The sequence below is a fragment of the Rhizobium sp. B230/85 genome, from assembly GCF_019355735.1.
Classification (GTDB): domain Bacteria; phylum Pseudomonadota; class Alphaproteobacteria; order Rhizobiales; family Rhizobiaceae; genus Rhizobium; species Rhizobium rhododendri.
In genome coordinates this window covers 1503891-1524936 of record NZ_CP072156.1, presented here as the reverse complement: position 1 = coordinate 1524936, position 21046 = coordinate 1503891, and the positions used below count along the sequence as shown (strand labels likewise).

General features: G+C 62.8%; 25 protein-coding genes and 1 pseudogene. 14 read left to right on the top strand and 12 right to left on the bottom strand.

Annotated features, from left to right (window positions below; all coding sequences use genetic code 11):
• Positions 1–4: 4 nt before the first annotated feature.
• Positions 5–304 carry a hypothetical protein gene (locus tag J5289_RS07270; protein WP_142824325.1) on the bottom strand — a complete coding sequence of 100 codons (300 nt, stop codon included), beginning with the start codon at positions 302–304 and terminating at the stop codon, positions 5–7.
• A 165-nt stretch (positions 305–469) separates the two neighbouring features.
• Between J5289_RS07270 and J5289_RS07265 the strand changes: the two genes are divergently transcribed.
• The gene (locus tag J5289_RS07265; protein ID WP_209183187.1) at positions 470–661 is read left to right on the top strand and encodes a hypothetical protein; all 192 of its coding nucleotides are present in this window, start codon (positions 470–472) and stop codon (positions 659–661) included.
• Between the two features lie 55 nt (positions 662–716).
• On the top strand, positions 717–1457 hold the full coding sequence (locus tag J5289_RS07260) for a histidine phosphatase family protein (protein WP_209183186.1): 741 nt from the start codon (positions 717–719) through the stop codon (positions 1455–1457).
• Positions 1458–1478: 21 nt separating this feature from the next.
• Here J5289_RS07260 and J5289_RS07255 read toward each other — a convergent pair.
• Positions 1479–1685 (bottom strand): annotated as a pseudogene (locus J5289_RS07255) (hypothetical protein); the annotation flags it as partial.
• A 190-nt stretch (positions 1686–1875) separates the two neighbouring features.
• Here J5289_RS07255 and J5289_RS07250 point away from each other — a divergent pair.
• From J5289_RS07250 to J5289_RS07240, 3 genes are all read left to right on the top strand, one after another.
• The gene (locus J5289_RS07250) at positions 1876–2715 is read left to right on the top strand and encodes an AraC family transcriptional regulator (RefSeq protein ID WP_209183184.1); all 840 of its coding nucleotides are present in this window, start codon (positions 1876–1878) and stop codon (positions 2713–2715) included.
• Between the two features lie 91 nt (positions 2716–2806).
• Positions 2807–3514, top strand: a complete 708-nt coding sequence (locus tag J5289_RS07245) for a YbhB/YbcL family Raf kinase inhibitor-like protein (RefSeq protein WP_209183183.1) — start codon at positions 2807–2809, stop codon at positions 3512–3514.
• Positions 3515–3525: 11 nt separating this feature from the next.
• A complete protein-coding gene (locus J5289_RS07240; RefSeq protein ID WP_209184074.1) occupies positions 3526–4749 on the top strand; it encodes an MFS transporter in 1224 nt (407 codons plus the stop codon).
• Between the two features lie 37 nt (positions 4750–4786).
• Here J5289_RS07240 and J5289_RS07235 read toward each other — a convergent pair whose 3' ends face one another.
• The 4 genes from J5289_RS07235 to J5289_RS07220 all read right to left on the bottom strand — a co-directional run bounded on the left by J5289_RS07235 (position 4787) and on the right by J5289_RS07220 (position 8269).
• Positions 4787–5038 carry a DUF1488 domain-containing protein gene (locus J5289_RS07235; RefSeq protein ID WP_111220761.1) on the bottom strand — a complete coding sequence of 84 codons (252 nt, stop codon included), beginning with the start codon at positions 5036–5038 and terminating at the stop codon, positions 4787–4789.
• A 191-nt stretch (positions 5039–5229) separates the two neighbouring features.
• A complete protein-coding gene (locus J5289_RS07230) occupies positions 5230–6081 on the bottom strand; it encodes a protein-L-isoaspartate O-methyltransferase (protein ID WP_209183182.1) in 852 nt (283 codons plus the stop codon).
• A gap of 130 nt (positions 6082–6211) precedes the next feature.
• Positions 6212–6826: a TetR/AcrR family transcriptional regulator gene (locus J5289_RS07225; RefSeq protein ID WP_209183181.1), complete on the bottom strand. Its 615-nt coding sequence runs from the start codon at positions 6824–6826 to the stop codon at positions 6212–6214.
• A 555-nt stretch (positions 6827–7381) separates the two neighbouring features.
• The gene (locus J5289_RS07220) at positions 7382–8269 is read right to left on the bottom strand and encodes a branched-chain amino acid aminotransferase (RefSeq protein WP_209183179.1); all 888 of its coding nucleotides are present in this window, start codon (positions 8267–8269) and stop codon (positions 7382–7384) included.
• Positions 8270–8516: 247 nt separating this feature from the next.
• Between J5289_RS07220 and J5289_RS07215 the strand changes: the two genes are divergently transcribed.
• From J5289_RS07215 to J5289_RS07190, 6 genes are all read left to right on the top strand, one after another.
• Positions 8517–9557 (top strand): zinc-dependent alcohol dehydrogenase family protein, encoded by a 1041-nt coding sequence (locus J5289_RS07215; RefSeq protein ID WP_209206640.1) that lies wholly within the window; start codon positions 8517–8519, stop codon positions 9555–9557.
• A gap of 323 nt (positions 9558–9880) precedes the next feature.
• The gene (locus tag J5289_RS07210) at positions 9881–10342 is read left to right on the top strand and encodes a cupin domain-containing protein (protein WP_209184072.1); all 462 of its coding nucleotides are present in this window, start codon (positions 9881–9883) and stop codon (positions 10340–10342) included.
• A gap of 379 nt (positions 10343–10721) precedes the next feature.
• Entirely contained in the window at positions 10722–12281 is a 1560-nt protein-coding gene (locus J5289_RS07205) for a TerC family protein (protein WP_209183178.1), read from the top strand.
• Between the two features lie 60 nt (positions 12282–12341).
• Positions 12342–13115: a trans-aconitate 2-methyltransferase gene (gene tam / locus J5289_RS07200; RefSeq protein WP_209183177.1), complete on the top strand. Its 774-nt coding sequence runs from the start codon at positions 12342–12344 to the stop codon at positions 13113–13115.
• A 100-nt stretch (positions 13116–13215) separates the two neighbouring features.
• Complete coding sequence (locus J5289_RS07195; RefSeq protein ID WP_209183176.1) at positions 13216–13488, top strand: BrnT family toxin; 273 nt, start codon at positions 13216–13218, stop codon at positions 13486–13488.
• Positions 13448–13702, top strand: a complete 255-nt coding sequence (locus J5289_RS07190; RefSeq protein WP_209183175.1) for a BrnA antitoxin family protein — start codon at positions 13448–13450, stop codon at positions 13700–13702. Before J5289_RS07195 ends, J5289_RS07190 begins: the two co-directional genes overlap by 41 nt.
• A 42-nt stretch (positions 13703–13744) precedes the next feature.
• Here the strand turns inward: J5289_RS07190 and J5289_RS07185 are convergent, their stop codons facing one another.
• Positions 13745–14143, bottom strand: a complete 399-nt coding sequence (locus tag J5289_RS07185; protein ID WP_209206622.1) for a hypothetical protein — start codon at positions 14141–14143, stop codon at positions 13745–13747.
• A 212-nt stretch (positions 14144–14355) separates the two neighbouring features.
• Here J5289_RS07185 and J5289_RS07180 point away from each other — a divergent pair, with 212 nt between their 5' ends.
• The gene (locus tag J5289_RS07180; RefSeq protein ID WP_209187361.1) at positions 14356–15912 is read left to right on the top strand and encodes a helicase HerA-like C-terminal domain-containing protein; all 1557 of its coding nucleotides are present in this window, start codon (positions 14356–14358) and stop codon (positions 15910–15912) included.
• Positions 15913–15976: 64 nt separating this feature from the next.
• On the opposite strand, the gene J5289_RS07175 is transcribed toward J5289_RS07180, so the two are convergent.
• Together J5289_RS07175 and J5289_RS07170 are read right to left on the bottom strand one after the other, a co-directional pair.
• Positions 15977–16282 (bottom strand): alkylphosphonate utilization protein, encoded by a 306-nt coding sequence (locus J5289_RS07175; protein ID WP_142824309.1) that lies wholly within the window; start codon positions 16280–16282, stop codon positions 15977–15979.
• Positions 16283–16347: 65 nt separating this feature from the next.
• The gene (locus J5289_RS07170; protein ID WP_209183173.1) at positions 16348–16767 is read right to left on the bottom strand and encodes a helix-turn-helix domain-containing protein; all 420 of its coding nucleotides are present in this window, start codon (positions 16765–16767) and stop codon (positions 16348–16350) included.
• A gap of 100 nt (positions 16768–16867) precedes the next feature.
• Between J5289_RS07170 and J5289_RS07165 the strand changes: the two genes are divergently transcribed.
• Positions 16868–17989: an NADH:flavin oxidoreductase gene (locus tag J5289_RS07165; RefSeq protein ID WP_209187360.1), complete on the top strand. Its 1122-nt coding sequence runs from the start codon at positions 16868–16870 to the stop codon at positions 17987–17989.
• Positions 17990–18243: 254 nt separating this feature from the next.
• On the opposite strand, the gene J5289_RS07160 is transcribed toward J5289_RS07165, so the two are convergent.
• Complete coding sequence (locus J5289_RS07160; RefSeq protein WP_209183171.1) at positions 18244–18666, bottom strand: organic hydroperoxide resistance protein; 423 nt, start codon at positions 18664–18666, stop codon at positions 18244–18246.
• Between the two features lie 145 nt (positions 18667–18811).
• Here J5289_RS07160 and J5289_RS07155 point away from each other — a divergent pair, with 145 nt between their 5' ends.
• Positions 18812–19276 (top strand): MarR family winged helix-turn-helix transcriptional regulator, encoded by a 465-nt coding sequence (locus J5289_RS07155; protein WP_209206642.1) that lies wholly within the window; start codon positions 18812–18814, stop codon positions 19274–19276.
• A gap of 19 nt (positions 19277–19295) precedes the next feature.
• On the opposite strand, the gene J5289_RS07150 is transcribed toward J5289_RS07155, so the two are convergent.
• Positions 19296–20027: a L,D-transpeptidase gene (locus J5289_RS07150; RefSeq protein WP_142824305.1), complete on the bottom strand. Its 732-nt coding sequence runs from the start codon at positions 20025–20027 to the stop codon at positions 19296–19298.
• Between the two features lie 168 nt (positions 20028–20195).
• Positions 20196–20993 (bottom strand): L,D-transpeptidase, encoded by a 798-nt coding sequence (locus J5289_RS07145; protein WP_247749013.1) that lies wholly within the window; start codon positions 20991–20993, stop codon positions 20196–20198.
• Positions 20994–21046: the final 53 nt, after the last annotated feature.

Below are 21046 nucleotides of genomic sequence, written 5' to 3'. Positions count from 1 at the left end.
ATCCTCAAATCGTCTGCAGAATTTCATCGTGAGTCGAGCCGGCAATGAAGCAGCTGCTGGCCTCGCCGAGCAATCGCAGAAACGCGGCATCGGTGTTGATCGCCTTGTGGTCACGCTCGAAGGCCTGAAGATCCTCGTGCTGCGCAGACCAGAATATCCGCGTCGGATTTCCCGCGAGCGGCCGGCTGATGGCGATCCGGATGCCGTGGTTTTCTTCAATCAGCCCTGCTGCCTTTTTGACGAAGGCGAATGCGTCGGGGACCTTGCCGGGCGCAATGGCCGCGCTGCGTAACCAGGTTATCATGTGGTGCTCCTTGCCGTTTGCGAGACTTGCTCGATGTCGCAGGAGTAGACGCTGCCACTGTCAGATTGTGTCAGCAGCGTCTTCACCACCATCGCGACGGTAGGCATGACGGTAGGCATCGGCCGCAGGAACTGCTATGTCGTCCTTTCAAGCGAGGATGGGACGATGGCAAGAAAAGCGTTGTTTGTTTTGGGTCTGTTGCTGTTCATCGCCGGAGTGATCTGGGCCGCACAGGGCAGCGGTTACTTCCCCTACCCCGCCAACAGTTTCATGATCGACCAGCGTCCCTGGGTCTACCGCGGCGCCATCACGGCGATCTGCGGTGTCGTGGCAATGCTCTGGTCCCGGCGGCTCTGAGCCTTGCCCCGAAACACGCCGCCTGCGGTGGCATGCTGACAATGCGGAACGGCTGATGCGCATCTTTCTCGTTCGCCACGGCGAATCCCTCGGCAACCTCGATGGCCATGCCTACCGTGAATTCGGCGACCACAACGTGCCCTTGAGCCAATGGGGCTATCGTCAGGTGGCGCAGGCTGGCGGCGTGATTGCCAAATACCTGGACAGCCTTGCCGATTTAGAGCGCCCGAAACTGCGTGTCTGGTTTTCACCGTTCCTCAGGACGCGCCAGAGCAAGGATGCGCTTTTGACGGTGTTGCCGGCGGCAAGCGTCGGCAAGGTGCGGGAAGACTACCTGTTGCGCGAGCAGGATTTCGGGGTTTTCACCGAGATCTACGACCACGTCGAGCAGAGGCAGAAGTTTCCGGACGAGTTCGAGCGGTGGGCACGGCTGCGCAGCAATGGCGCCAAGTTTTACGCGCGGCCACCGGATGGCGAAAGCCGCGCCGACGTGGCGCAGCGCATGCGGCTGTTCCTGCAGACTGTCATGCACGAGGCGCTGCACGGCCACGATAGCGTATTGATCGTCGGCCACGGCGTTACCAACCGCGCCTTCGAGATGAATTTCCTGCAGCATCCCGTCGCCTGGTTCGAAGAATCCGACAATCCGGGCAATGCCGACGTGACGCTGATCGAGGGCAACGGGACGCGCGGCTACACGTCCACGCTGCTGCACAAGGCTACCGACCGACAGCCCGGACAGGACGAATTGCGCGATGCCGTCCTGCCGTCTGTGCTCTCAGGCCCCGGAGCCTGACGGGTTCGGGGCCGGCGGCTATTCCGCCTGGGTCTTGACCTTTTCCGCTTCCTCGACGTCGGTGCGACCGCCGGAAATGCTGCTCGTCGTGATGGAGACCGGGTCGGATGCGGGAAAGCTGTCCTCAAGACCGGTGTCGAGTTCGCCTTTTGCGGCGGTGGTGCGCTGGTCTGCCTGTTCCTGCTTCAGCGACTGGGCAGCGGGCGAGATCCTGGCTTCGTCTGTCATGGGGATATCCTTTTCTCTATAATGGGCACAACCGTAACATTTGCCGGCGACGGTCGGTTCCATCTTTTGGCGTCATCAGCCTGTCGCCAATTCGCATCGATATACCGAAAAGACGCCGTTTGACGGCCTATCCGGCCTTGGCATCCCGCGAAACGTCGGCGTAGATATCGGCTCCCGCCTGGAGCTTGACATGTCCGAATCCCGTCTCATTCTCGAGCGCCTGCGCCGGCTGGTGGCTGAAGATCGCAGGCCGATCGCGCCACTCGCCGACCGGAATGCCGCATCGTCGCTGTTCTCCTTCGTAACCCACAGGCGCGAGCGCATCGCCGGCGCCGCCTTTGCGCGCCTGTCGATCGTGGTCATCGTCGAGGGCACCAAGGAAGTGCTCAGCATGGGCCGCCATCAGCGTCTCGATGCCGGCACGGTTCTGGTGCTGCCGTCCGGTTGGCGCGGCGAGGTCGTCAACGATCCCGATCCGACAAGCGGCGCATACCGCGCCATCTTCATCGACTTCCCGGATGCGCTGGTGCGCCGGGCAGAGTCCGGCCTCTCTCCGCTGCGGCGGCTGGCGCTTCCTCACCTCGCGCTCGATGCTACCCTTGCCGAGGCGATCCGCCATGCCGGCGACGGGATCATGGACGGCAATCTGCCGACGGTGATCGCCGAACACCGGGTGCTGGAAATCCTGATGGTTCTGGCAATGCGCGGCGCCCTGCCCGCGCGGGCGGATACCACGACCGATGCCATCCGGGCGCTGGTGCGCTGGCAGCCCGACCGGGCCTGGACTGCCGACCTGATCGCGGCCGAACTTCGCACCAGCAATGCGACGCTGCGCCGCCGGCTGGGGCTGGAGGGCACTTCCCTGCGTGCCGTGATTGCCGGAGAGCGCATGGCACTGGCCGAAGCGATGCTGGCGGAGGATGGGCTTAGCCTGCGGGAAGCGGCGCTGGCGACAGGCTACCGCTCGCCCAGGCGCTTTGCAGAACGCCGGCGGGCGCTCATCCAGCACGGCACGACGGAGCCGATTTAAGCGTTTCAGACTTCCAATCGAGCGTTTCCGTGCTCATGGTCCGGCCGGCGATCTGTTAGCCAGTGTCCAGCGATCCACCAAAGGGGCTTCCATGCGAACCACCAACAGATTTCCGGGTGCCATAGTGCTTGCCGCCGTGGCTGGCCTCATTCTCTCCGCCTCCGCAATACAGGCTTTTGCCGCCGATCTTGCGGTCAGCTTCGGCAAGGCCGAGCCAGGTCGCATGCTGCCGCCGGCTAATGCGGCCTGCGTCGTGCACCAGGGCAAGCTCAGGCCGGGGCGCAACGAGAGCCCGTCGCTGTCGTGGTCGAAGGGCCCGGCGGGCACCAAATCCTATGCCGTCACCATGGTCGATCCCGACGTGCCCGTCGATCGCAGCGGCTTCAACAGGGATGACACGGTGATTGCCGAGACCGCGCCGCGCGAGGAATTCGTCCATTGGGTGCTGGCCGACATTCCCTCCGACTTCAGCCACCTGCCCGAGGCAATCGACGGCAACGGCGTGACCAAGGCGGGACTGCCGCTGAAGCGCACCGACCACGGCCGGCGAGGCCAGAACGGCTTTGGCGAGGGCTCTCTGAAGAACGGCCCGCAGGGCGGCTATCACGGCGCCTGCCCGCCCTGGAACGACCAGCGTGTCCACCACTACCGCGTCACCGTCTACGCGCTGGATGTCGAGCATCTCGGCCTGCCGGACGCGTTTACCCGGTCCGACCTTCTGCGGGCCGCCGATGGCCACATCCTGTCGAGCGGCAGCGCCGAACTGCGCTACACATTGAACGCCAGGGCCAGGGAATGACCGGGACAGGCATGAGCAAGACCGCCAGCGACGATGTCACCGCGCACTGGATGCGCAACATGATCGTCTGCCTCGTCGGCTCCTTCACCACCATCGTCGCGATGACGCTGCTGCTGCCATTCCTGCCGCTCTATGTCGAAGAGCTCGGCGTCGGCGACAAGGCCGGGATCGTCCAGTGGTCGGGCATCGCCTACGGCGCCACCTTCTTTGCCGCAGCCTTCGTCGCGCCGATCTGGGGCAGGCTCGGCGATATCTACGGCCGCAAGCTGATGCTCGTGCGCGCCAGCCTCGGCATGACTGTCGCCATCGGCCTGATGGGCATGGTCGACAGCGTCTGGCAGCTGGTGGCGCTGCGGCTGTTCACCGGGCTTGCCGGCGGCTATGCGTCGGGGTCGATGGTGCTAGTGGCCACGCAGACGCCAAAGCATCGCGTCGCCTGGGCGCTCGGCATGGTGTCGTCGGGGATCATGGCCGGCAATCTGGTGGGGCCGCTAATCGGTGGCGCGCTGCCGGCAATCATCGGCATCCGCAACACGTTCCTTGCGGCTGGCGGAGTGATCTTGCTGACCTTCCTCGCCACCATCTTTTTGATCAAGGAAGAGAAATCGGCCTCCCGCAGACAAGCCGCCAAGGCCAGCGGCGGCTGGCGCTCGATCGAGGACAAGCGGCCGGTCATCGCCATGCTGGCAACCGGCATGCTGCTGATGCTCGCCAACATGTCGATCGAGCCGATCATCACCGTCTATGTCGCCGACCTCATCGACGACCAGACGAAGCTGACGCTGGTATCGGGCGTGGTGATGTCGGTGGCGGCGCTGGGGAGCGTGCTTTCGGCCTCGTGGCTGGGCAAGCTCGCCGACCGCATCGGCCACTGGCCGGTGATATCAGGCGCACTCGGCATCGCCGCGCTGCTGTTGATACCGCAGGCCTTCGTGACCAGCGCCTGGCAGCTGATTATCCTGCGTTTCCTGATGGGCGTGGCGCTCGGCGGACTGCTGCCCTGCATCGCTGCCGTCATTCGCCACAGCGTGCCCGATGCAGCCGCCGGCGGTATCCTCGGCCTGTCGACCTCGTCGCAGTTCGTCGGCCAGGTGGTCGGCCCGGTGCTCGGCGGCTTCGTTGGCGGCCACATCGGCATGCGCGCGGTATTTTTAGGCACCTGCGTGCTGCTGTCAGCCGGCGCCATCTACAGCTGGATGGTTCGGCCAAGGCATGACAAGAGCGGCGCGACCTGAGGGTGCGCCGTCTCGGTCAGCGCCTGATGCTACTGTTCTACCTGAAATCCTTCGACGTCAGGATGTACGAGCTGCGGCGGGTGGCGGCGTAGGCCTTGGTGGCGACGGCCTGGATGCCGCTGCGCTTGGCGTCGAAGGCGGCGAGATAGCCGGCTTCGGAATTGGCGCCTGCAAACACGTCGACATCGACGAAAAGCTGCACCTGGAACATGCCGTCGTGACCGAGGAAGCGAACGCGGCGACCGGGTTCGTCATAGCTGCGGCTGGCATTGGGAAACGTAAGCGACATCGGACTACCTTCTGAAAACGGCCCGGTCGCCTTGAAAAATCGGGGGCCGAAGCGTCATCGCCTCTTGTCCCCTTGCGTCCGGAAAAGCTGCCTGCGGGAGCGTGGCATCGCAGGTCTCGCGCAGAGCATAGCATGCGAGGGCGTCAGGCGGCGGCTTTAATTTGCAGGAATGTCACCGCACGCGAAGCCGCTCAGGCAGATTGCGGCATATCGCTGGAAAACCAGACATCGGGATAGACGGCAATGGCGGTGTCGTCCGGCGCCCTTGCGGCCGTGGTCCAGACAGAGCGGACGGATCGTGCCTCCAATAGGCTTTGTGGCGTCCGCGTCGCGACAATCTCATGGGAGGCCCCGATGCAGGGAATGAACCAAGACGGCCTCTGCGGGGCGACACTGAAACCATTTGCATCGGCGCGGATGAGCAACGTCAATCCGACATCCTGCGTCGGTCGCCACGGAAAGATCAGCCGCCCGCCGGGCTTCAGCGCCTGCAGCCAGGCAACCGGCGGCGCGGCGACGCCGGCGTTGACGTAGATGACGTCCGACTTCGGCAGTGCCGCCTGCGTGGCGTTGGCATTGACGACAGTGACGCCTTCGAAGGGCTGGAGATTAAGCCGCGCCCTGTCGGCGAGATGGGTTTCCCGTTCGAAAGCGGTGACCTTGCCGTCCGGCACGGTCAGCAGCGCCAGGATGGCGGTGTAGTATCCTGTACCGGCGCCGATATGGGTGACGCTCTCGCCGCGCTGCGGGGCGACCGCTCCGATCCAGGAGGCATGCAGGAAGGGCTCGCCATTGTTGATGCCCTTTGCCGCATCCAGGGCGACGAGGTTGTTCTCGTAGAGATAGACGGGATCGGCGCTCGGAGTTTCCAGGTAATTGCTACCCTCTACCCAGACATGCCACGGCCCCGGGCCGAGAAAGACTTCGCGGGGAACGAGCTCGAAGACACGCTCGAGGCGTGGATCGCGGGACAGGCTGACGGCGGCCATGCGCTTGGCGAAAAAGCCGCGGATCTCTTCCAGGCTGGCGCGGTTGCTCTTCATGAACCCTCCCCGCTCTCCGGTGCATTACGGTGCAGACGAAACTCGGAAACATCGGCTTGGTCGCAAGGAAAGTGCATTTTCCTCTGTTGTGCAACGGGGAATTTGGCAAACAGTCTGACGAGCGCCTCGATCAGGCAGGGAGACCATTGCGGATCACCGCCTCGATCAGTCGCTTGAGATCGGCATCAGGCGTCTTTTCCGCCATCGCACCGAGCCGGCCGTCGATAAGCAGGGTGGCCAGCCCATGCATTAGCGACCAGCGCGTGCTGGCCAGCACCAGGGTCTCGAAGTCTTGCGGCGCCGTGACTGGCGCCAATCCGGATCGATCCGGTGCCGGGCCGGACTGGTCAGGGGTCAACAGCGCGAAGGCGGCGACGCCTGCCGTCGCGAGCGCCGGGGAAGACCAGTCCAGCCGCTCCGAGCGGAACATCAGCAGGAATATCCCGGGATGGGCTCTGGCGAAGGCGACGTAACCGTGCGCCAATGCCTGCACCCGCCTGTGCGCGTCCGGCTCGGCCAGGTGCTTTTCGAGCGCCTGCCGCAATCGGACGAAGCCTGCGGCCGCCAACTCGGTCAGCAGGCCGGTGATATCGCCGAAATGATGGGACGGTGCTGCATGGGAGACGCCGGCTTCGCGTGCCGCGGCCCGCAACGTCAGGGCGTCGATACCGTCGCGGTCGAGGATTGCCTCTGCTGCGGCGAGCAGGGCCGGACGAAGCGCACCATGATGATAGGTCTGAGTCATCCGCCATCCTTACACCGACAAGATCGCGCTTGACGAGAGGTCGGCATGGATGCCATATATCTTTACAGTGTCTAGATATGAGCCGGCAGGTCTCGCGGACGGGAGCAGTCATGGACGGAACGATGGTCTACGTGTCGATTACGGGCCTCCAGATCAAGGCGCGGCGTCATCTGCCGCACTTCTGGTGGCACGCCATCCCCTCGATGCTGCAGGCGCAGAAGGCAGAGGGGAACATCTCGACGGACGCACGAAGGATAGACGGCGTCCACCACACGCTGACGGTCTGGAAAGACGAGGCCGCTATGCGCCGCTATCTCGTCGCCGGCGCGCATCTGAAGGCGATGCAGGCGTTCGGTTCGATTGCGACCGGCAAGACGTTGGGTTTCTATGCCGACCGCGTGCCGGACTGGCAGGAGGTGCATGCGCTCTGGCAGACGAAGGGCAAGCCCGTCGGACGGGCGAAACAGGATTTTCGCACGATACCTGTGCCGCCTGCAGCGGGCGCAGCCATCGTGTCTCGCCGCCAACTCGTCTTCATGCGTCTAAAGATGCGGATTACTCGTCGGTGGCTTTGCGTGAATGGGCCCAGTCCATATAGATCTCCAGTGCCTTGCGGGCGACCGGTCCCTCGCCGAACGTGCGGCCATCGAGGCGGTCGATGCCGACGATCTTCGAATAGTTTCCCGTCGTGAAGACCTCGTCAGCTCCCATGAAGTCGGCAACGGATAAGGTCGTCTCGCGAACGTCGAAGCCGGCCTGGCGGAGCAGGCCGATGATCCGCTCGCGGGTGATGCCGGCCAGAAAGGTGCGGTTGGCGACGGGCGTGAATACAGCGCCGTCCTTGACCATGAAGACGTTCGAGGATGCGGTTTCGGCGACATTGCCGTTCATGTCGCAGGCAAGCGCATTGTCGAAGCCACGGCTGCGGGCTTCGATAATCATCCGGCCGCTGTTCGGGTAGAGCGAGCCGGTCTTGGCCTCGGTCATCGCCGTCTCAGGCGACGGTCGGCGATAGGGCGAGACGGTCAGGGACTGCGGCTTGGCATTGTTCATCGGCGCTTCGAACAGGCAGAGCGCAAAGCGGGTCGAGGCCGGATCGACGGCGACGACGCTGGTCGGCATCCCGTGCTCGCCCCAGTACATCGGCTTGATGTAGAGCGCCGAAGTGCCATCGAATTTCTTCACGCCCTCCGTGGCCAGCGCCTCTATCTGTTCGGCCGTCATGGTCGGTTCGAGGCCCATGGCGCGGGCCGAGCGGTTGACGCGCTGGCAATGCAGATCGAGATCGGGCGCGATGCCATCGAACCAGCGGGCGCCGTCGAAGACCGTCGAGGCCAGCCACATCGCATGCGACGTGGGCCCGATCAGCGGCGGGTTGCCGGGCAGCCACCCGCCGTCGACATAGGTCCAGGTGGCGGAACGCGGCGATGTATCGACAGCCATGGTGGTCTCCTTCGAATTTCGTCACGAGACAAGACCTCATGGAGGGCGAGAATCAAGAAGAAATCTCGGCGGCAAATCCATTCGCAACAAATGACGCGAAGGTGCAAAGCCGGCGCAACTTTCCTGCGCATGCCATCCGTCGCATGAATTTGTGCATGAGCAGAATTGATGGGCCGCAGAGTGGAAGCAGCCGTGGTGGCGTGCCATCATGGAAACCATCCAACGCCCACTCGAATCGGAACTGCCGATGCGCGCCATGTATTACGAAGCCTTCGAGGCTAGACCCGAAATCCGCACCCTGCCCGATCCGACGCCATCGGAAGTCGGGGTTGTGATCGCAGTCGGTGCCAGCGGCCTCTGCCGCAGCGACTGGCATGGCTGGATGGGGCATGATCCCGATATCGCCCTTCCCCATGTTCCCGGCCACGAACTGGCTGGCAAGGTGGTGGCGACGGGGCGGGGCGTGGTGCGCTTCAAGGTCGGCGACCGCGTCACCGTACCTTTCGTTTCGGGCTGCGGCCATTGCGGCGAGTGCCATTCCGGCAATCAGCAGGTGTGCCCGAACCAGTTCCAGCCGGGCTTCACCCACTGGGGATCGTTCGCGGAATATGTCGGTATCGACTATGCGGACACCAATCTGGTGCATCTTCCGGAGGCGATCGACGACGCGACGGCGGCCAGCCTCGGCTGCCGCTTTGCCACGTCCTTCCGCGCCGTCACCGACCAGGCAAAGACCAAGCCCGGAGAATGGATCGCCGTGCACGGCTGCGGCGGCGTCGGGCTGTCGGCCATCATGATCGCCACGGCACTCGGCGCCAATGCCATTGCCATCGATCTTTCCGACGAAAAACTGGCCTTCGCCCGCGAATGCGGTGCGGTGGCGACGATCAATGCCGGGACCGTTTCCGATGTTGCCGAGGCAGTGCGCGAGATCACCGGCGGTGGCGCGCATGTGTCGATCGACGCGCTCGGGCACCCCACGACCTGCTTCAACTCTATCCGCAACCTGCGTCGACGCGGTCGGCACGTGCAGGTCGGGCTGATGCTCGGCCAGCACGCGACCCCGGCGATCCCGATGGCGCAGGTGATCAGCCAGGAACTCGAGATCTATGGCAGCCACGGCATGCAGGCCTGGCGCTACGATGCGATGCTCGCCATGCTGTCTGCCGGCAAGATCGCGCCGCAGAAGCTCATCCAGCGGCGGATCAGCCTGGAAGAGGCTATTCCCGCGCTGATGACGCTCGACCGGGCGGAAGGCCTCGGGATCAGCGTTATCACGCGGTTTTGAGGTTGCGGTCGGCGGCTTCATCGGGAGCGATAGACCGCCGGGTTGCATTCAGGCCATCCGTCTCGCCTGCGATGTCTTGCCTGTCACATGTCTGTATCGGAGAGCGTGCTAGCACTGCGCTGCAAGGGCAAGAAGGTGGCCACGCAGGGCTGGTTCGGCCGGCCTCCAAAGGTCGCTCGAATGCGCCTGATACTGCTACGCCGCGTTCGTACCCGTGAATATGACGCAGGGCAGCCCGTCCGTATGACCATGGCCGAACGGTTGCCAAGGGTGGTCGAAGGGTTTAACGGACGCGTCCTCAAGAAGAAAAACAAGAAAGCGACATCATGTCCGACTCCTCCCATGCCGACACGGCAGCCCAGGCCAAGCCTCTTTTCGTGCTCGGCGACCACGTCCAGCGCCAGGCGCGCCTTGAAGGCACGTGGCTCAACGTCTTCGACGTCACGGTTCCCTCCGGTGGCGGCACGCCCCTTCACAGCCACGCCAGCCCCGAAGTGTTCCGCATTCTCGAGGGCACGCTGACCGTGCAGCAGATGACCGACTCCGGCCTCTCGGAGACGCAGGCGCAGGCTGGCGACATCATTTCCATCCCCGGCAACGTGCCGCATGGCTACAGCAATACCGGCCCCGACGCCGTCGTCTTTTCGGCCATCATCGACAAGGACATGGCCACATATTTCGAAGTTGCCGACATCGGCCCGCAGGCGGAAGTCGCGTCCGACGAGGAAGCCGAACGATTTCTGGTTGCCGCCGGCGAGCACGGCATCCGTATTCTGGCATCGTAATATCCAAGGCCGACCGCAGCAGCGTGCTGCGGTCGGCTTGCTGGCATGCAGTGTGTTCATAACCTCGCCTGTACCGATGTTTTCGTCCTCTCCCCCTTGCGCAAACAGCAGTTCGACGCCAGATTGCACCGATGCCCGATAGCGACCCATCCACTACAAGCCTGCCCCATGCCGAGCGCGATATGCCGGCAGACGAGGGCAGCGACGATTGTAGACCCGGCAAAGCGGGTCGTTTGCGCTCCTCGTCCGTGACACCAGCCATCGGCATTTCGACGCGCCGACGCCCGTCGTCGAGCGTGGTTAGCGTCAACACACCTCATCCCATCTCAAAACAGGGGAGTGGCCGGTCTGCAATGACTGCGGCCGCCAACGCAGAACTATGATCTTCGACTGGATTTCCGATCCTTCCGTCTGGGTCGGTCTGGCCACCCTCATCGTTCTCGAGATCGTTCTCGGCATCGACAACCTCGTGTTCATCGCGATCCTCGCGGACAAGCTGCCGCCGCAACAGCGCGATTCGGCTAGGCTTATCGGTCTCGGCTTGGCGCTGGTCATCCGGCTTGGACTGCTGGCCTCGATAGCCTGGATCGTGACGCTGACGACGCCGCTGTTCACGGTGTTGAATTTCGGCTTCTCGGGCCGGGACATCATCCTCATCATCGGCGGCATATTCCTGCTTTTCAAGGGGACGATGGAGCTGCACGAGCGGCTGGAAGGCCAGGAGGAGAGCAAGGACAAGAAGCAGGTCCATGCCGTCTTCTGGCAGGTGATCGTGCAGATCGTCGTGCTCGACGCGATCTTCTCGCTCGACAGCGTCATTACCGCCGTCGGAATGGTGCAGGACCTCGCCGTGATGATGATGGCAGTCATCATTGCCGTTGGCGTCATGCTCCTGCTGTCGAAGCCGCTGACGCAGTTCGTTTCCAAGCATCCGACCGTCGTCATCCTCTGCCTCGGTTTCCTGATGATGATCGGCTTCTCGCTGATCATCGAAGGTTTCGGCATCCACATACCGAAGGGCTATCTCTACGCTGCCATCGGCTTCTCGGTCATCATCGAGGCGCTGAACCAGCTCGCACGCCACAGCAAGGAGCGGCTGATCACGCCGAGCAACATCCGTGACCGCACCGCCGACGCGGTGCTGGGCCTGCTCGGCGGCAAGCGCTCGCAGGGCACGCTCGGGCAGACGGTTGACCTGATCGCCGAACAGGCTGGCGAAGCCGAAGTCTTCTCGAACGAGGAGAAGGACATGATCCAGGGCGTGCTGGCGCTGGCCGACCGTTCTGCCCGCTCGATCATGACGCCCCGCATCGATATCGACTGGCTCGACCTCGACAAGCCCCAGGCCGAACTGCAGCAGCTGATCCTCGACGTCGGCCATTCGCGCTTTCCGGTGGCGCGCGGCAGCCTCGACAATTTCATTGGCATCGCCAGCGCCCGCGATCTGCTGCGCGACCTCCTGAAGGACGGTGCCGTCGATCTGGCGCGGTCGATCCGCCAGCCGCTCGTCGTCCATGAAAGCATCACGGCGCTGAAGCTGATGGAGCAGCTGCGACTTTCGAACCAGGCTATTGCCGTCATTCTCGACGAGTACGGCGAGATCGAGGGCATGGTGACGACGACCGACCTGCTCGAAGCCATCGCCGGCGAATTTCCGGACGAGGACGACGAGAAGCTGTCGATCGAGCGAGGCGCCGACGGATCGCTGACCGTCGATGGCTGGATCGACATCCGCCAGGCATCGAAGCTGGTCGACGCCGATCTCGTCGACGAAAACGACCGCTATTCGACGCTGGCCGGCTTCATCCTCTGGCGTCTCGGCCATCTGCCGCACGAGGGCGAGAACTTTGCTTCCGAGGATCTGGCCTTCGAGATCGTCAAGCTGGAAGGTCGCAACATCGCCAAGGTGCGGATCAGCCGGGTCGCGGAGCCCGCCTGACGTCATGCTGGTGTCATAGTTGGCGCCAATGGTCTGTCTGAAAAGACAGGGAGATATGACATGGCGTGGTCGGCAAACCAGTATGTGAAGTTCGAGGACGAGCGCACCCGCCCGGCGCGCGACTTGCTGGCGCAGGTGCCGCTTGAAACGGTGACGCGCGCAATTGACCTTGGTTGCGGACCCGGCAATTCGACGGAGCTGATCGTCGAGCGCTTCGGTGCCACTTCGGTTTCCGGCCTCGACAGCGATCTCGACATGCTGGAGAGCGCGCGCCGGCGGATGCCCGGCACCACCTTCACGCAGGCGGATCTTGCGACCTGGCAACCGAGCGAAAAGACCGACCTGCTGTTTGCCAACGCCGTCTTCCAGTGGCTGCCGAACCATCTCGACATCTTCGACAGGCTGCTGGACGGCCTTGCACCCGGCGGCGTGCTGGCGGTGCAGATGCCGGACAATCTCAACGAGCCGACACACCTGCTGATGGAAGAGACGGCGCATGCCGGGCCCTGGCGTCCGGCGTTCGAGGCAAAGAGCGTTCGCCGCACTCCCCTCGCCGCCCCTTCCGTTTACTACGACCGGCTGATCGGCAAAGCAGCGCGTATCGATCTCTGGCACACCGTCTACAACCATCCGATGGCCGATGCAGAAGCGATCGTCGAATGGGTCAAGGGCACCGGCCTGCGCCCCTATCTCGACAATGCCGGCAGCACCCACCGCGATGACTTCACTGCGAACTATCTGGAACGGGTCCGGGCAGCCTACCCCCCACTCGCCGACGGCCGCGTGCTGCTGCGCTTTCCGCGGATGTTTCTGGTGGTGGTGAAGGGCGGCTGAAGTTTGGCGCCCGGGCAACGGGCCTCGTCGGGACTATCATTGCTCGCAAAAGTTGCTATCGTATCGTTATTGCAAATTATAGATTTTTGTAGTAACAAAAATGGCGATTATTTTCGATCCTGCGAAACGCAATGATGCCCTTTGGGAGCGTGGGCTGGATTTTGCGCGCTGCAGCGAAGTTTTTGCGGGTGACACCCTCACCAGAGAAGACGATCGAGCCGACTACGGCGAACAGAGGTTCATCACGGTTGGTTGGCTTGACGGCAGAATGGTAATCGTCGTGTGGACACCACGTGATGGTCATGAGCGTATAATCAGCATGAGGAAGGCCAATGACCGAGAGCGAAAAGTCTACGCAGGCAGACTGGCATGACGAGGACGACGCGCCGGACCTTTCCACACCCGAATGGATCGAGAAATTCAGGAGCGTGCCCGTCAGGCGCGGTCGGCCGCTGATCGATACGCCGAAGGAATCGACGACAATCCGGCTCGATGCGGATGTCCTGGAGCGGTTTCGCGAGGGTGGTCCGGGTTGGCAGACGCGCATCAACGCCGCGCTGCGGGAATGGCTGGACAAGCAGGCATAGGCGACAGCCCGAATTTCCGAACCGCCGCCTTATATTACCGGATCAGACGAACTGGCTGAGCCCCGGAATCGAGCCGACGACCTCGTCGACGACTTTGTCACCGGCATATTGCCTTGCGACTGCGATGGTTTCCTTGGCGAGCGCCGAGATCTCGCTCATGCCCAGGCCCTGGCTCATCAGTTCCTGGCCGAGCGCCATGATGCCGCCGCCAGCGCCGACGGCGCTCATGAGGCCTCCGAGGAGACCGCCGCCGCCACCAGTCTCGGCACCGTTGAACTGGGCTACGAGATCGGGCGCGCCGGGGATTGCCGTGATCATCTTCGAGACGGGTCCGTCCGGAGCCTCGCGCTGCAGGAAGCCGAGCATCATGCCGACGGCGCGTTCGGCGATATCGGGGGCGATGCCTGCCTTGGCGGCGATCTGGTCTACGACTTCGTTCATGGGGCTCTCCTGCCACAGGGATTAAAGGTAGCCTCAAGCGTATTTTGTTTGGCCGGCCAACTCAAGGCGACGTGACGCGGGAGATAGCTTTTCTGCGATTATGGCAGTGCCCGCAGCAAGTTGTTGTTCCTGCGGAAGACCCCCTTTATAACTAGCAATGTAAAACACGATCGCAGCCGGCAGGGCTGCCTGATCCGGTGGGGAGACGACGGATGGCTGACGACAAGGGACAGATCTTTCTCGGCGCCAGCCGCAAGCCGGACGACAGCATCGCCGGCAAGGAATACCTGTCGCTGAAGTTCGGCAACCGCCACGGGCTGGTGACCGGCGCTACCGGTACGGGCAAGACCGTATCGCTGCAGGTGATGGCCGAGGGCTTTTCGCGGGCCGGCGTCCCGGTCTTCTGCGCCGACATCAAGGGCGACCTTTCCGGCATTGCGGCGCGAGGCGAGCCGAAGGATGTCCTGCTGAAACGCGCCGAGGAGATCGGCCTCTCGCCGTATGAATTCGAGCAGTTTCCGGTGATCTTCTGGGATCTCTACGGCGAAAAGGGCCACCGCGTCCGCACCACGATTGCCGAGATGGGGCCGCTGCTGCTGTCGCGGCTGATGGACGCGTCGGAAGCACAGGAAGGCGTCATCAACATCGCCTTCAAGATCGCCGACCAGGGCGGACTACCGCTGCTCGACCTCAAGGATTTCCAGGCGCTGCTCAACTACATGGGGGAAAACGCGTCTGCGCTTTCCAACCAGTACGGCTTGATCTCGAAATCCTCTGTCGGCTCAATCCAGCGCGGGCTGCTGGTGCTGGAGCAGCAGGGCGCCGAGCATTTCTTCGGGGAACCAGCCCTGAAGATCAGCGACATCATGCGCACCAGCCAGAACGGTTATGGCCAGATCTCGGTCCTGGCCGCCGACAAGCTGATGATGAACCCGCGTCTCTATGCGACCTTCCTCCTCTGGCTGCTGTCAGAACTGTTCGAGGAACTGCCCGAGATCGGCGATCCCGAAAAGCCGAAACTGGTGTTCTTCTTCGACGAGGCCCACCTGCTCTTCGACGACGCTCCGAAAGTGCTGACGCAGCGCGTCGAGCAGGTGGTGCGACTGATCCGCTCGAAGGGCGTCGGCGTCTATTTCGTCACCCAGAACCCACTCGACGTGCCAGACACCGTGCTTGCCCAACTCGGCAACCGGGTGCAGCATGCGCTGCGCGCTTATACGCCGCGTGAGCAAAAGGCAGTACAGAGCGCTGCCGAGACGTTTCGGCCCAACCCCGATTTCGATTGCGCCACCGTCATCACCACGCTCGGTACCGGCGAGGCTTTGGTGTCGACGCTGGAGGGCAAGGGCGCACCGTCCATCGTCGAGCGCACGCTGATCCGCCCGCCTTCCGGGCGCATCGGCCCGGTCACGGATGACGAGCGCCAGAAGATCATGGCCAACAGCCCGGTTGCCGGCCAGTACGACCAGGATATAGACCGGGAATCTGCCTACGAGATCCTGATCGCCCGGGCCAGCAAGGCCGCCGACCAGGATGCCGCCAAGCAGCACCCGCAGGCTCAGCCCGCCGACAACGACAACGCCTCGGGCCGCTGGACCCTGCCCGGCTTTGGCGGAGACAAGGACGAGACCAAGGAGAAACCGGCCGGACGGGCCGGCTATCAGCGGGAAACGGTGATGGAGGCGGCGCTAAAAAGTGTCGCCCGCACCGTCGCGACCCAGGTCGGGCGAGCGCTGGTGCGGGGTATTCTTGGCAGCCTGAAGCGGTAGCAAGCGCCGGGTGTGAAGCGAGAGAATCGGAGTGAGCCCCGGTTCCGATCCGGGGCTTTGGCGATCAACGCTTGCGGACGAACTCGGTGCGCAGGACGAGGCCCTTGATGGCGTCGTGGCGGCAGTCGATCTCTTCCGGATTGTCGGTCAGACGGATGGACTTGATGACAGTGCCCTGCTTCAGGGTCTGGCCTGCGCCCTTGACCTTGAGATCCTTGATCAGCGTGACGCTATCGCCGTCCTTCAGAACCGTGCCGGAGGCATCGCGCACTTCGACGGCACCGGAAGCGCCGGCAGCCTTTACTTCGGAGGCGGGACGCCAGTCGCCTGTCGCCTCGTCATACACGTATTCGTCGTTATCGGCTGCCATCGAAATCTACTCCTGATGCAAAGATCGCCGCTTATAGCAGTCGCGCAATCAATCGCAACATCTCCTCACCCGCCCTTCCTCTGGTCGAACCGGGCGCGGGCCTTTTCAACGTCCTGCAGGTTATCGACCGTCCAGCTGTAGAGAGCGCGGAAAGGCGTTTTCAGCGAATGACCAAGCGGTGTGATGCTGTACTCGACGGCAACCGGCGATGTATCGATGACGCGGCGGTCGACGATACCGTTGCGCTCGAGACGACGCAGGCTCTGGGTCAGGGATTTCTGGGTGATGCCCTCCAGCGTGCGGCGGATCTCGTTGAAGCGCAGCGGGCCGTCGCAAAGGGCTGCCAGCAGCAGCACCGACCATTTGTCGGCGATCTGCTCCAGAAGCAGGCGGTGCGGGCAATCGGCGGCGCTGAGAACCTTTTTCCGGGAGGAGCTTGCGATTTCCCCACCGGCTTCCCGCGACAATGCCTGCTGTTCTGACATGGTGGTTTCCTTTGAGCAACCTAGTGGCCGAAAAGTGCCTGATTGACACTAGGTATCCAGGATATACTAATCTGCCGCATCATCAATGCGGAGCCTTTCCATGAGTTCAACAGACGTATCCTCCCTGTTCCAGCCCTTCCGCGTCAAGTCGCTGGAACTGAAGAACCGCATCGTCATGGCGCCGATGACGCGCTCTTTCTCGCCGGATGGCGTCCCTGGCGACAACGTCACCGCCTATTACCGCCGTCGCGCCGAAAACGAAGTCGGACTGATCCTTTCGGAAGGCACGGCAATTGACCGCCCGGCCGCCAAGAATGATCCCAATGTGCCGTTCTTCCATGGCGAAGCATCGCTTTCCGGCTGGAGCAACGTCATCGACGCCGTCCACAAAGCCGGCGGCAAGATGGGCCCGCAGATCTGGCATGTCGGCGCCGTCAGGAACGCCCGAACCGAGTGGGTTCCGCCATCGCCGATCGAGAGCCCATCGGGTCTCGAGGCTCCAGACGCACCATTCGGCGAGGCAATGAGCGACGAGACCATAGCTGACACGCTTGCCGCCTATGCGCGCGCTGCCGCAGATAGCAAGCGCCTGGGCTTCGACACACTCGAAATCCACGGCGCCCATGGCTATCTGCTCGACCAGTTTTTCTGGGGCCTTACCAATATCCGCGACGACCGGTTTGGCGGCACGTCGATCAAGGAACGCTCGCGCTTCCCGATCGAAGTTGTCAAAGCCATCCGCGCCGCAGTCGGTCCGGACTATCCGATCATCCTGCGCCTCAGTCAGTGGAAGCAGCAGGACTACAAGGCCCGCCTGGCGGAAACCCCGGATGAAATGGCGGACTGGCTCGTGCCGCTGGTCGAAGCCGGGGTCGACGTGCTGCATTGCTCGCAGCGTCGTTTCTGGGAGCCTGAATTTGCCGAGATAGACGGAGAGAACGGCCTGAACTTTGCAGGCTGGGCGAAGAAGCTCACCGGCGCTGCCACCATCAGCGTCGGCTCCGTCGGCCTCTCCGGCGATTTCATGGCTGCTTTCGGCGGCGAAAGCTCGACGCCGACCGGTCTCGACAATCTGGTGCGCCGGATGGAGCGCGAAGAGTTCGACCTCATCGCCGTCGGCCGTGCGCTGATCAGCGATCCGGCCTGGGCCGCCAAGATCCATGCTGGCGACACCGCCGCCCTCAAGGACTTCAGTCCTGCCGATTTCGGCCAACTGGTCTGATCTAGCCTCGATGAAGTGGGACGGCGGCGATCATCGCCTTGCCGCCGTCAACGCGAACAATGCCGCCGTCTCGTCATCCTGGTCTCATGCAGTTTGACTTTGATTTGCTCGAAGCAGTTTCGGGATTTCCCCTCATGCGCAACCGTTGTGTTTAGCGGCAGCGGTCCTCGCCAACATCATCATCTTGTTCCAGGACAAAAAAGGCCCTCTCCCGGCTGGGAGAAGGCCTTTCGCGTGTCCCGGCAAATGCTGGCTCAGGCAACCGTGACCGGCACTTCGGTCGTGGTGCGCATGGCGTGGCTGTAGGGGCAGACGATGTGGGCGGCAGCGGCGAGCTTTTCAGCCTCGGCCTTTTCCATGCCCGGGATGTGGACGGACAGCGCCACTTCGATACCGAAGCCGGTGCCGTCTTCGCGCGGGCCTATGCCAACCGTTGCGGTGATCTTTGTGTCTTCCGGGATGCTGACCTTCTGCTGGCCCGCGACATACTTCAATGCGCCGAGGAAGCAGGCGGAATAACCGGCAGCAAACAGCTGTTCAGGATTGGTGCCGGCAGCGCCGTCGCCGCCCAGTTCCTTCGGAACCGTCAGCGTGACATCGAGTGCGCCGTTTTCAGATGCTGCGTGGCCCGCACGGCCGCCTGTTGCAGAAGCCTTGGTGGTGTAGAGAATAGGCATATCGCGTTTCCTTCTCGGTTGGACGATCTTGCTCGGTTGGATGATTTTATATATCGCGAAATCTAATTGTGCGCAATAGATATTTGCGATTTGATTTTAGAAAGCCCCTGTGGGCAATTACATGGGAACTGAACGGCAGGATGAAATGGCAGAGCAAGTGACTAGACGAGTGGTACCCGACGAGGAAAAACGCCTCGAGCGGCAATTGTGCTTTGCCGTCTACGCCACGGCGCATGCGTTTACGCGTGCCTACAAGCCGATCCTCGACCGCGTCGGCCTGACCTATCCGCAATATCTGGTGATGCTGGTGCTGTGGGAGAAAAGCCGGCTGCCGGTGAAGGCGATCGGCGAGCAGTTGGATCTCGATTCCGGAACACTGTCGCCGCTGCTGAAGCGTCTCGAGCAGAACGGGCTTATCGTCCGGACGCGCGATGCAGAGGACGAACGGCAGCTTATCGTGTCGTTGAGCGACAAGGGAGAGGCGATGAAAAGCGAGGTCGATGGCATCATGCTCGCCATCGGCGAGACCATAGGCTGCAGCATCGACGATATGGCAGGTCTTCGCGACCGCCTGCAGCAGTTGCGGGCCAATCTGACAAAATCAGACTGACCCCCATTTTCTAGGTCTATTACTGGATGACCATGATCGGTGCCTTTTCCGGCACGCGGTCGTAGACGTCGATGACGTCCTGGTTCAGCATGCGGATGCAGCCCGACGATACGGCCTTGCCGATCGAATGCCAGTCCGGATTACCGTGCAGGCGGTAGAACGTGTCCTGCTTGCCCTGGAAGATATAGAGAGCACGCGCGCCGAGCGGGTTCTTGAGGCCTGGGCCCATGCCGCCGTTCTTGATCGAATACTTGACGAGTTCCGGCTGACGGGCAACCATTTCGTCCGGTGGGTTCCAGCGTGGCCATTTCTGGCGCCACTGGATAACGCCGGTGCCCTGCCAAGCGAAGCCTTCGCGACCGACGCCGATGCCGTAGCGCATTGCCGTGCCGCCGGGTTCGGTGATGTAGAGGAAGCGGGTGCGTGTATCGACGATGACCATGCCGGCCGGCTGTCCGGTGTCGTTGATGACGCGCTGGCGCCAGAACTTCGGGTCGATCTGCTGATACGGAATGGCCGGCAGGAGATAGCCGTTGTCTTCCATTGCAGCGTAGATCACGGCCGGATCTGGCTGTTCGCCCCGATAGCCGTTGCCGCCGAGCCAGCCGCTGATCATCGGCATCGGGTTGCGGTATTCGATGATCTGGCCGCCGGGACCGGCCGAAGAGGCGCAGCCGGCGAGCGTTGATGCGGCGCCGATGCCAGCGAAGGTCAGAAATTTACGGCGTGAAAGAGACGAAGGCAGGTTCATGTGTGAACATCATTCCATGGTGCGGGGGCGTCGGGCGGACAAAAACGACAAGTGCCGAATCAGTTTCGCCGATTGAAGACCATTCAAGCTTAACAAGCCTTTAAAGCGCCTGATCTTCCGCCGCTATCGCGCTTATGCAACAGCTCCTAAAATAGTAGACTGAGACGCCTACATCACGACAATTTGCGTATGGGCCGGCACGCGATTGTAGAGATCGATGACATCCTGGTTGAGCATGCGCACGCAGCCCGACGATGTCGGCTTGCCGATCGACTGCCAGTCCGGCGTCCCGTGGACACGGTAGAGCGTGTCCTTGCCGTTGTTGTAGATATAGAGAGCCCGCGCACCCAGCGGGTTGGTCGGCCCCGGATTCATGCCGCCGCGCTCGGCCGAGATCGGTCGCATGTCCGGCTCGCGCGCCACCATTTCCGCCGGCGGCGTCCAGCGAGGCCACTTCTGCTTCCACTGCACCACGCCCCGCCCGGCCCAGGCATAGCCTTCGCGACCCAGCCCTACGCCGTAGCGCATCGCCTTGCCGTTGGCCTCGACCAGATAGAGGAAGTAGTTCCGGGTATCGACGACGATGGTGCCCGGCCGCTCGGTCGACTGATAGCTGACCTCCTGGCGCAGGAAGCGCGGATCGATGCGGGAATAGGGTATGGCCGGAAGCGTGAAATCGTCTTCGTGCTGCTGGGCATACATTGCCTGGTGCACCGGATTGGAAACCGGCAGGCCATAGGTCTGGTGAAACTGCGTCTGGTAGATATTGCGCACCTGGGGCACCGGCTGCACCGGCAGGCGCTTGACCTTTTCGGGATCGATGCCTTCCGGCCGGTAGAAGACCGGTGCGGTTTCCTGGGCAAAGCGATCCGGATCGGTGGCGCCGGTGTCGGGAATGATGCTGCAACTTGCCAGCGCGAGGCAGGAGACAGTCGAAGCCAGCAACAGCAAACGGGAAAGGAGCATAGGACCAGCCATCATCGAAAACGCGCAAAAGGAGCAATGCACCGCACCCTGCC